Annotated in this window: 10 protein-coding genes; 9 read left to right on the top strand and 1 reads right to left on the bottom strand. The window is 34.8% G+C overall.

The genetic code is table 11. The features are described 5' to 3' along the window. Positions 1–205 precede the first annotated feature (205 nt). From HGB55_RS14135 to HGB55_RS14095, 9 genes are all read left to right on the top strand, one after another. Positions 206–1,042 carry a DUF932 domain-containing protein gene (locus tag HGB55_RS14135; RefSeq protein ID WP_168817595.1) on the top strand — a complete coding sequence of 279 codons (837 nt, stop codon included), beginning with the start codon at positions 206–208 and terminating at the stop codon, positions 1,040–1,042. Between the two features lie 178 nt (positions 1,043–1,220). Beyond that, positions 1,221–1,604 carry a hypothetical protein gene (locus tag HGB55_RS14130; RefSeq protein ID WP_247649231.1) on the top strand — a complete coding sequence of 128 codons (384 nt, stop codon included), beginning with the start codon at positions 1,221–1,223 and terminating at the stop codon, positions 1,602–1,604. 74 nt (positions 1,605–1,678) lie between these two features. Then, entirely contained in the window at positions 1,679–2,863 is a 1,185-nt protein-coding gene (locus HGB55_RS14125; RefSeq protein ID WP_168817593.1) for a TolC family protein, read from the top strand. Between the two features lie 17 nt (positions 2,864–2,880). Next, entirely contained in the window at positions 2,881–3,426 is a 546-nt protein-coding gene (locus tag HGB55_RS14120) for a hypothetical protein (protein ID WP_168817591.1), read from the top strand. A 10-nt stretch (positions 3,427–3,436) separates the two neighbouring features. Continuing rightward, positions 3,437–4,921, top strand: coding sequence for an efflux RND transporter periplasmic adaptor subunit (locus HGB55_RS14115; protein ID WP_168817589.1), 1,485 nt, complete (start codon positions 3,437–3,439; stop codon positions 4,919–4,921). A gap of 12 nt (positions 4,922–4,933) precedes the next feature. Then, positions 4,934–8,017, top strand: a complete 3,084-nt coding sequence (locus HGB55_RS14110) for an efflux RND transporter permease subunit (RefSeq protein WP_168817587.1) — start codon at positions 4,934–4,936, stop codon at positions 8,015–8,017. A gap of 313 nt (positions 8,018–8,330) precedes the next feature. Next, positions 8,331–9,098 carry a DUF6577 family protein gene (locus HGB55_RS14105; protein WP_168817585.1) on the top strand — a complete coding sequence of 256 codons (768 nt, stop codon included), beginning with the start codon at positions 8,331–8,333 and terminating at the stop codon, positions 9,096–9,098. After that, on the top strand, positions 9,091–10,194 hold the full coding sequence (locus HGB55_RS14100) for a nucleotidyl transferase AbiEii/AbiGii toxin family protein (protein WP_168817584.1): 1,104 nt from the start codon (positions 9,091–9,093) through the stop codon (positions 10,192–10,194). Before HGB55_RS14105 ends, HGB55_RS14100 begins: the two co-directional genes overlap by 8 nt. Before the next feature lie 10 nt (positions 10,195–10,204). Further along, entirely contained in the window at positions 10,205–10,369 is a 165-nt protein-coding gene (locus HGB55_RS14095; protein ID WP_168817582.1) for a hypothetical protein, read from the top strand. 3 nt (positions 10,370–10,372) lie between these two features. Here HGB55_RS14095 and HGB55_RS14090 read toward each other — a convergent pair. Then, the coding region (locus HGB55_RS14090) for an integrase core domain-containing protein (RefSeq protein ID WP_168817580.1) at positions 10,373–10,645 on the bottom strand (273 nt) is incomplete at its 5' end.

The raw sequence follows: 10,645 nt of genomic DNA, 5'->3' as shown, positions 1-10,645 counted from the left end.
GTACTTAATATAAATAGTAGATTTCCTCTATTCCGTTTCTAAAGCTAATGCAGTAAGTGGAACTGTTGTTTAATGGTAAAAATACATTTGTTTTTATCTATAATTCTTACTGTCGGTAAAGTAACGATTCCGTTTCCTTTTGAGCCAAGATTTTATCTTCCGTTTGAGTACTGCTCAAATATTGTTTAATCTAAATTCAAAAGTTATGTATTTACAAAATTTACAGCAGGATGAAATCTTCGTTCCATCAGAAATGAAATCCTTAAAAACCCTGACAAAGATGGAATCCCGACGTGGGCTCGAAAACGTCATCATTTCAAATGGTAAAATTGTCAATGTAGTATCAAACAGCTACGGACACATTCCAAATCAATTGTTCTTCAAGAAAGCTGAAGAAATGCTATCCGATGCACAATTGAACTATCACAAAAGAACTATCAATAGAAACGATAGATCTTTCATTACTGACTTTATCATTGATGATAAAAGCCAATTTTCAGTCAAGAACAAAGAGGATTTGATATTACCGATGCTTCGGTTCAAGAATTCCTATGATGGTAGTGAAAAAACGTCTGGTCATTTTGGTTTTTATAGAAAAGTATGTTCTAATGGCCTGCACGTTTCACAATCAGAAATTGAATTTTCAATAAAACATAGTAAAAACAACACTAGCCTTATAATGCCAAGGTTGAACAATCTATTCGACAAATTTCTGGACAATGAATTCTACACCATTACCAAAAGGTTTGATAAGATGAAAGAATTTAAAATTATCGATACCAAAGAATTTGTGAAGGCAATTCTTGACAAAACAAAATTGTTCCGATACGAATGTAGCGATAAGAATAGTGAGCCTTCCAAAAAATCAAGAGAAGTCCTTGAAATACTAAACTACGAAGCCTTGTTGCTTAATGAAGAACCCAATCTCTGGTTGGGCTACAATGCGTTCAATGCAGTATTGCACCATACATTGAAGAAAACCTTTACCCAACAGGAAAGGTTGGATAAAAAGCTGTTTGATGAAGTTTATGCAATGGCATAGTATAAACAAAGGTTCATCCAGTACCTCAAACTGGGTTTTTTCTTCTTTAAAGTAGATTTAAGGATTCCAAAATTACGTAATTGGAGCGCTAGTTTTAATATTAAAAATATTAGTATCTTTGCGATTGATGCAAAAACACAACAACATAAAAACACTTTTCTTTTTAGGGATATTCTCTATGCTGCTATTGCATCAGGCATTGCCTCATTGGCATCACGAACACGACGTTGAGCATACACATAAAGCTGTTGCGAATAACGATACACACAGCCACCATCACGATGTGCCAGAAAAAGAAAGTCCTAACACGGGATTTTTAGATTTGTTTTTGGATATGCACGTGCATTCAGTTGTATCTAATGAAATACTGTTAACACGCGAAAGCAGTATAAAACACATCGAAGTTAAAAAGGATATAAGTGTACCTATTTCTGTTGTACATTATCATAGTTTTATAAATTATGATAAGGCCGAAAAGATAAAGTTCTATCATCCACCCAATAATTATTTTAACGCATATCTCTCAACCCTCGATTCACGAGGTCCACCATCTTTAGGTTAATCGTTTAGGAATACTTACTTCTTAATTAGTAGTCCTTATTTATAAAATTAGATTAAACCTAAAAATCACAAACAATGAATAAACACATCGTATTCGCAATTTGCGGATGCCTGTTCTTTATTAATAGTTTCTCTCAAACTAAAAATATTGAGGAATTACTTAATCAAATAGAACAGAACAATACAGCTTTGAAAGACTATCAATCCTTTATTGAAAGTCAACAACTCGAAAATAAGAGCACTAACAATTTACCCGATCCACAGCTCTCTGGATATTATTTGCCCTTTGGTGATAATACTACCGATGCCTATACGGAATATGAAATAGCACAATCTTTTGAATTTCCAACAGTATATGCAGCACGTGGTAAATGGAACGATTTGAAATCGGAACAACTACAAACTGCTTATGCCAAGAAAAGGCAGGAAGTTTTATTGAACGCAAAACAGTTGCTTATAGAACTTGCTTTTCTGTATAAACAGAAAGTCATTAAAACCGAAAGAAGAACCCAGAGCAAGCAGGTTTTCGACCAAATTCAAGAACTTTTTAATAAGGAGCAAGTCGGTATTTTAGATTTGAATAAAGCCAAAATTGCTTGGATTCAAGAACAGTTTGTTGTTGAACAGATGGATAGCGATATTCAGATTCTGATGTATAAACTAAACACCTTAAATGGTGATAAACCTTTAGATGGTCTTTCAACAGAAACTATAATTTCAACAGAAGTAGAAAGTATAGATAAACTTTGGCAAGATAAATTAACGAACGATCCATCGTTACAAGAATTAAAGGCTAATGAAAACACTTCTTTGCAAAAAGTAAAACTAGAGAAAAATAAGGTGCTTCCAAACGTAGCACTTGGCTATAATTATCAAGGTGTAAACGGAAATAATTATTCGGGTTTTTACGGTGGACTTTCAATTCCGCTTTGGAGTAGCAAGAACAAAGTAAAAGCTGCACAAGCTAATTACGAATATCAGCAATCCAACACGCAAGTTATTACTACTTCGCTTTACTCGCAATTTCAAGAAACCTTTAGTCGCTATCAATTGATGCTTTCAAAATTTAACGAGTATCAAAGCACAATGGACAATTTAGAAAGTGAGGATTTACTTTTTAAAGCCTATATGTTGGGCGAGTATTCGTTTATGGATTACTATGTAGAACTTCAGTTCTACAGAAATGCTTCGGATAAAATGCTGAAAATGGAAAAGGAATTACAACTGCTTCAAGCAGAATTATTAAAACATCAATTATAAATTTCAAACATACACAAATGAAAATTTCAAACATAATATTCGCATTAGCTATAGGTTCAATAATTACTGTAACCTCATGTAAAGACGCTACTAAAAAAACAGAAACTACAGAAGAACACGGTCACGAACACGATGCAGATGGCAATCATAAAGAAGATAAAGTGGCTATTGGACAAGAGGAGTTTAACGTCAATGGAACATCTGGAAACAAAGAAGAAAATAGTGTAACTAATGAACAAAGCAACGACGCAACAATTGTCGTGAAAGCTAATAAGGCTTTAGAATATAAATTCAAGGTAGGTCAATATGAAAAGTTAGAATATGAGTGGAAATCTGATGCACCACTACGTTACGATTTTCACGGAGACCCAGAAGACAAAGACAGTTATCCAAAAGGTTATTTTGAGAGCTATGCTAATGGTACTACAGATGCTGCAAAAGGGAAAGTAACGATTCCTTACAAAGGTTCTCACGGTTGGTATTGGAAAAACAATAGTTCAAAAGACATCACAATCACTTTAACTACTAAAGGAAATTACAATATCATAGGTGTAATTCAATAAATATATACAAATGAAATATATAATCTTATTATCCGTAATGCTCTTAATGTCTTGCGGAAATCAAAAAGAGGATAGTTCTGCTTTAGAAGTAGAGTCTATGCCTGCAAAAAGTATAACCCTGTGGACAGACAAAACAGAATTATTTGTTGAGTTTCCAGCTTTAGTAGTTGGTGAAAATAGTCGTTTTGCTGCACATTTTACAGTGTTAGATAAGCATAAACCTGTTCGTGAGGGCGAGGTTACGGTGAGTTTAATAAAATGCGATAGGGGTATTCGTAATACTGCGGAATCACCATCATCACCTGGCATATTTTCTCCATCACTACAACCTAAAGAAGCAGGTAATTTCAAGTTAATATTTGATATTAAAACACCTACATTTAGCGATACACTTATTGTTCACGACATTATTGTTTATGCTTCAAAAGAAGATGCCATTAATGCGTTAGGAACTGCAAGTGAAGATGCAGGAATTTCGTTTTTAAAAGAGCAGGCTTGGAAAATCGACTTTCAAACAGCACCTGTGGTTAATGGAAAAATTTATGATGTAATCAATACATCAGGTGTTTGGACACCTGCACCAGGTTCAGTAAAGACATTGGTAGCTAAATCAAATGGTGTAGTCGATTTTGCAGTAAACAATATCACGGAAGGAACACAGGTAAAACAAGGGCAGTTATTAATCAATGTAAGCAGTCAAGGTTTAGCATCTAATAATTTGAGTACAGATATTGCTTCAGCGAAAGCGAAATATGAACAATCCAAATCTGAATATGTCAGAAAGAAAGAGCTATACGAATCGAAAATTATTCCAAAGGCAGAATTTGAAAAAGTAGAAAGTAATTTTGAGATTGCAAAATCCAATTATCAAAGTCTATCATCAGGAGTTTCTAGTGGAAGTAAACAAATTCTTGCACCTTTTAATGGGTACATCACAGCAATTAATGTCGCCAATGGCGATTATGTAGACCAAGGCACGGCATTGGTAACGGTAGGGACACTTCAATCTAGAGTTTTAAAATCTCAAATAGCACCTTCTTATGGTCTTACAATGGAGAACGTTCAAGGTATTTGGTTTCAAACCAAAGATGGCCAATGGCGGAATGTTGCATCTTCTGGAGGAGCTATCCTTTCTATTGCTAAAGATGTAGATAATAGCAGACCACTTATTTCAGTATTTGCAAATGTTAATGACAATGTTGATATGCCAGAAGGCAGCTTAACGCAGGTTCAAATTGCAATGGGTAATGCAACCCAAAACACAATGATCCCTGTAAGTGCTTTGTTGGAGGATTATGGAAGTTATTCCGTGATGGTGCAACTATCAGGAGAAAGTTTTGAAAGACGACCTGTAAAAATAGGAAAACGTAATGGCGAAAATGTAGAAATACTTCAAGGCATACAAGTTGGCGAAGTGGTGGTAACTACAGGTGTATATCAAGTTAAAATGGCTTCAATGTCTGGTTCAACACCTGCACACGGTCACGAACATTAAAAAACGAAGAGAATGTTAAACAAAATATTATCAATTTCACTTCATAACAGGTTGCTCATTTTATTGGGTGCAGTGGCATTAAGTGTATTGGGAATTTACTATGCGAGTACAATGAATGTCGATGTATTCCCAGATCTTACGGCTCCAACTGTAACCATTCTTACTGAAGCACACGGTATGGAATCTGAAGAAGTCGAAAAATTAGTAACCTATCAATTGGAAACTGCCTTAAACGGCTCACCAAATGTGAGGAGAATCCGTTCTTCATCAGCAGCAGGAATTTCCATTGTTTGGGTAGAATTTGAGTGGGGAACCGATATTTATCGAGCGCGTCAAATTGTTAGTGAGCGTATCCCAATGGTTAGAGAAAATTTACCTGAAGGAATTGGAGCTCCTACAATGGCACCAATTTCATCTATTATGGGGGAAATAATGCTATTGGGTGTTACGTCAGATACTTTGTCTGCAATGGAATTACGAACGCTTTCTGATTGGACTATTAGACCACGTATAAAAGCCATTGGAGGTATTGCCAATGTGGTGGTAATTGGAGGCGATTACAAGCAATACCAAGTATTTGCCAATCCAGAAAAGATGAAGCATTACAACGTAAGTCTTACTGAATTGTTAGAACACGTTAAGGAGGCAAACCAAAATGCGCCTGGTGGTGTTATCAATCAATATGGTAATCAATATATCATTAAAGGTAGTGGAAGAGCCTATGCTTTGGAAGATTTACAGGAAGCTGTTTTAAAACAAGTCAATGGTCAAACCATAAAAATAAGGGATGTGGCGACTGTCAAAATTGGTGCTGCCGATAAAATTGGCGATGGTTCTTTAAACGGAAAACCAGCGGTTATTCTAACCATCTCGAAACAACCCAATGTAAACACCTTAGAATTAACAGACCGTTTGGATGAAGCAATTGCAGATTTGGAAAAAACCCTCCCGAAAGGTGTAAACATCAAAAGTCACATTTTTAGACAATCTGATTTTATAGAAGCCTCTATAAGTAATTTAAATTGGACCTTATTGGAAGGAGCATTCTTTGTAATGATTATCCTTTTCATCTTTTTAATGAATTGGAGAACTACGGTTATTTCTTTGTTGGCAATTCCTATTTCATTATTGGTGTCCATCATCATATTAAAATGGTTGGGATATACCATTAATACTATGAGTTTAGGAGGTATGGCGATTGCCATTGGTGCGTTGGTGGATGACGCTATTATTGATGTTGAGAATGTGTATAAACGATTACGAGAGAACATCAAAAAACCGAAAGCAGAACGTTTATCTACATTAACTGTTGTTAGGGATGCATCAGTAGAAATACGAAGTTCCATCATTATTGCAACACTAATTATCATTGTATCATTTATTCCACTATTCTTTTTAAGTGGAATGGAAGGACGATTATTAAAACCTTTAGGAATTGCGTTTGTAACGTCTGTATTAACCTCGTTGATTGTTGCCGTAACAGTAACACCTATTTTGTGTTCTTATTTATTGAAAGATGAAAAACGACTCCTCAAACGTTCAGAAGGTACACGTGTTGAGCGTTGGTTACAAAAATATTACGGTAACCTCTTAGAGCGAGTCACAAAAATTTCCAAATCCGTGATTGGTGTTACAGTAATAGCATTTGTTATAAGCATTTTTGTTTTAACCCAATTAGGAAGAAGTTTTTTACCAGAATTCAATGAAGGTTCTTTAGTTATTAGTGTCGTTGGACCTCCGGGAATGTCATTGGAAGAAAGCAACAAAACAGGAAATTTGATAGAACATATTTTATTGGATTTACCCGAAGTAGAAGTCGTTACCCGAAGACAAGGAAGAGCGGAATTAGATGAACACGCACAAGGCGTTAATGCATCAGAAATAGATGTGCCTTTTATTTTGAAAGACAAAACCAAGGAAGATTTTTTTGAAGAAGTTCGAAACAAATTAAGTATTGCGCCAGGAGTAAATATTACATTAGGGCAACCTATTGCACACCGTATTGACCATATGCTTTCAGGTACACGTGCCAATATTGCGATAAAGATTTTTGGTTCAGATTTGCAACGCTTGTTTGAAGTAGGTAAAAGCGTAGAGCAGAACATCAAAGATATTGATGGATTGGCAGATGTTGCGGTTGACCAACAAATTGAAGTACCACAAATTCGCATCAAACCAAAACGCCAAATCCTTTCCGCCTATGGAATGACTGTAGGTAATTTAATGGAGCAAGTAGATATTGCTTTTGCTGGTGAAGAAGCGGGTGAAATTTATGAAGGTCAGCACTATTTTGATTTGGTAGTGCGCTACGAAAAACCATTTAGAGATGATATTGAGAACATCAACAATACCTTAATCAGTCTTCCAAATGGTGGTCAAACCATATTAGGTGAGTTGGCAATCATACAATCTGTTAGTAGTCCAAATACTATCAATCGTGAAGATGTACAACGTAAAATTGTAGTTGCAGCAAATGTTCAAGGCAGGGATATACACAGTGCGGTAAATGAAATCAGAGAAGTTGTTTCAAAAAATGTGAATATGCCAGAAGGCTACCGTGTTCAATACGGTGGACAGTTTGAAAGCGAATCAAAAGCGTCACAATTACTTTTAGTGACTGCAATCATTGCAATAGCTATCATTTTCCTTTTGTTGTATTATGAATTTAAAGATGTAAAATTGGCTTTTGTAGTTTTAATTAACCTGCCTTTAGCTTTAATCGGTGGTATCTTGATTGTCTATTTCACATCAGGAATCATCAGTATTGCAGCAACAATTGGGTTTATTAGTCTATTTGGTATTGCAACTCGAAACGGTATTTTATTGGTGTCGCGTTATGAAGATTTACGAAAGGAAGGAATGCAAGGTTTTCAGTTGATTAAAACTGGAGCATTAGACAGATTGAACCCAATTTTGATGACGGCATTTACAACTGGACTGGCTTTGATACCATTAGCTCTTAAAGGTGGAGAACCAGGTAGTGAAATACAAAGTCCAATGGCTGTAGTTATTTTAGGCGGCTTGTTATCGGCTACGGTTTTGAATCTTGTGGTGATTCCTTGTGTATATCAATTGGTGTTAAAAAAGGAAAAATAAACAGTTCATCGCTGTAATAAAAACCCTTCTTATTCTGAATAAGGAGGTTTTTTATGCTATCATTTTTCAAATTTCATTCAGTACATTTTTTTGCATTTCGAAATAAAAGAGGGAAACACTTCATTCCCAATCTAAACCTTTATTGTTAAATCCGTTTTAAATACTGCTTCTAACGATAGTTTTAGTTGTTATTTTTTCAAAGGCAATATTAATAATTGCAAATATTTACCACTTTAAGTATATAGTGGTAATAATTAGTTTTCAAATATTCGCCAATTTTTTGTATTTTTGGCAAAGTTTTGATATAGAGGTTATGCCAAAGATTGTAGAAAATAAGCTTATAGAAGCATTTAAGGAACGTGGTTCTTTTGATAGGGACGAACTATTTCAGTTCTATTTGGACTTTGAACCAGATTTGAAGGAAAGCACCTTTAGTTGGCGAATATATGACCTTAAGAAAAAGGACATCATCAAAACTATTGGTCGTGGATTGTATATCATATCCTATAAACCCAAGTATAGGCCAGTACTGTCTGATAGCGTTCTAAAAATAGCAAGTAAGACCAATGAACGGTTTGAGGAAATCCAATATGCTATATGGGAAAACCAATGGCTCAATGAATTTACACAACATCAAGTATCCAATCAAATGATTGTGATAGAAGTGGAAAAGGAATTTACGGAATCACTCTACTATTATCTAAATGATTCATTGAAAATGGATTTTTTCTTGAATCCCGATGACAAGGAAATTGAGTTCTACATTTCCGAGAGTACTGTTCCCGTGGTCATAAAACGACTCGTTACCAGAGCACCGATAAGTAAACTGAAAGAGAAAAAAAATGTAGTTCCCATCGCCACACTTGAAAAAATAATGGTGGACTTGTTTGCCGATGAAAACCTGTACCATTTTTACCAAGGCTCTGAACTCATAAACATTTATGAAAAAATACTTGAGCGATACAGCATTAATTTCACAAAACTTTTTAGTTATGCGAAAAGACGAAAGAAAGAACAAGAAATCAAGCAATTTATGAATAACCATATACCAAATATTTTAGAGAATATAATCAATGATTGAAAACAAAAGCTTCACAAAGGAATGGTTGGATATTTTCCGAGCAAAAAAAGAACATAAAGGCATTAATGTGACCATTTTAGAAAAAATGATTCACGCATTCTCTTTATTAGAACATCTAAAGATAGAAGGACTTGATTTTGTTTTTAAAGGAGGCACATCACTTGTACTTTTACTTGAAGAAGGCAATCGTTTTTCAATAGATATCGATATCATTTCAAGTGTAAAGCGTGACCCATTGGAAAAAATTCTTGATGCAGTTGTTGCCAACTCACATTTTAAAAGGCACACATTGAACGAGCGTCGAAGTTATAAAGTAGGCGTTCCAAAAGCGCATTATACTTTTGAATTTGATTCGGTTTACAATCCGAACGTTCCAGGAACTATTCTGTTGGATGTTCTTTTTGACAGTCCACATTATCCAGAACTTATAGAATCTTCTGTTGAGATTTCGTGGCTATCGGTTGATGAGCCTATAATAACAATTACCACACCTTCGGTAAATTCCATCTGTGGCGATAAGCTTACTGCTTTTGCACCAGAGACAATCGGTATTCCATATTATAAGGGCGACCAGTTATTTACTATGGAAATCTGTAAGCAGTTGTTCGATTTAGGGAAGTTGTTTGAAAACATTACGGATATGTCTATTGTTAAGACAAGTTTTTCTGCTTTCGCAAAAGCGGAATTATCCTATCGCAGTTCTGACGAAGATTTCAGCAAAAGAAACCTCAAAGAAACAGATGTGCTTTGGGATGCCATAAACACCTGTATTATCATCGCCAAAAGGGAACGCAACAAGACCAAGGAAACAAAAAAGAAGTTTGAGGAATTAAATCGTGGCATACGCAGTTTTGGAAGTGCGTTTTTGATGATAGGAAATTTCAGGATAGAGGAAGCCCTTGCAGCTTCGGCCAGAGTGGCTTATTTGAATACACTTTTATTGCAACCCGAAATTACTGAAATTGAATATTATGAAGGACAAGATATAAGCGAACTTACCATTGAGAAAGAAGATTGGGCATTCTTGAATAGATTAAAACGACAACCGGATAAGAGCATCTTTTATTATTGGTACAAGGCAGTGGAATTATTATAAATTTATGCAAATGGAATTTAAATATATTATTGAAATATGCGTGGCAATTGACATCGCAATTATTGGTTTAGCATACCCAATTACTTTAGATAAAATATCAAATATTGGAAGCAAGTACAAATCGAATTATTTATCGAGAGTGGACTTGCAACAAAAAGTCGGACAATTTTTTTAAGACCTAAGCTACATATTTAAATTGATAAAATTCTTGTTCTACTTCATAAGGGGTTTTATATCCCAAAGAAGAGTGTAGACGTTTTTTGTTATACCATATTTCTATATACTCAAAAATGCTAGTTTTAGCTTGTTCAATTGATTTATATTGTTCGATTTTTAATGTTTTAAAGAAGGATTCTGCCACTGCATTATCCCAACAATTAGCTTTTCTACTCATAGATTGTGTAATCAAAGAATTAGACTTGATGATTTTTCTAAATTCTCTTGAAGCATA

The sequence above is a fragment of the Lutibacter sp. B1 genome, from assembly GCF_012524075.1.
GTDB lineage: Bacteria > Bacteroidota > Bacteroidia > Flavobacteriales > Flavobacteriaceae > Lutibacter.
The sequence above is the reverse complement of the archived record's forward strand: the minus strand, read 5'-3'. Positions and strand labels throughout refer to the sequence as shown.

Excerpts from the sequence above, each read along its gene's own strand:
- HGB55_RS14095 (WP_168817582.1), top strand. The coding sequence starts at position 10,205 with ATGGAATTTAAATATATTATTGAAATATGCGTGGCAATTGACATCGCA.
- HGB55_RS14125 (WP_168817593.1), top strand. The coding sequence starts at position 1,679 with ATGAATAAACACATCGTATTCGCAATTTGCGGATGCCTGTTCTTTATT.
- HGB55_RS14130 (WP_247649231.1), top strand. The coding sequence starts at position 1,221 with ATGCTGCTATTGCATCAGGCATTGCCTCATTGGCATCACGAACACGAC.
- HGB55_RS14135 (WP_168817595.1), top strand. The coding sequence starts at position 206 with ATGTATTTACAAAATTTACAGCAGGATGAAATCTTCGTTCCATCAGAA.
- HGB55_RS14120 (WP_168817591.1), top strand. The coding sequence starts at position 2,881 with ATGAAAATTTCAAACATAATATTCGCATTAGCTATAGGTTCAATAATT.
- HGB55_RS14100 (WP_168817584.1), top strand. The coding sequence starts at position 9,091 with ATGATTGAAAACAAAAGCTTCACAAAGGAATGGTTGGATATTTTCCGA.
- HGB55_RS14115 (WP_168817589.1), top strand. The coding sequence starts at position 3,437 with ATGAAATATATAATCTTATTATCCGTAATGCTCTTAATGTCTTGCGGA.
- HGB55_RS14110 (WP_168817587.1), top strand. The coding sequence starts at position 4,934 with ATGTTAAACAAAATATTATCAATTTCACTTCATAACAGGTTGCTCATT.
- HGB55_RS14105 (WP_168817585.1), top strand. The coding sequence starts at position 8,331 with ATGCCAAAGATTGTAGAAAATAAGCTTATAGAAGCATTTAAGGAACGT.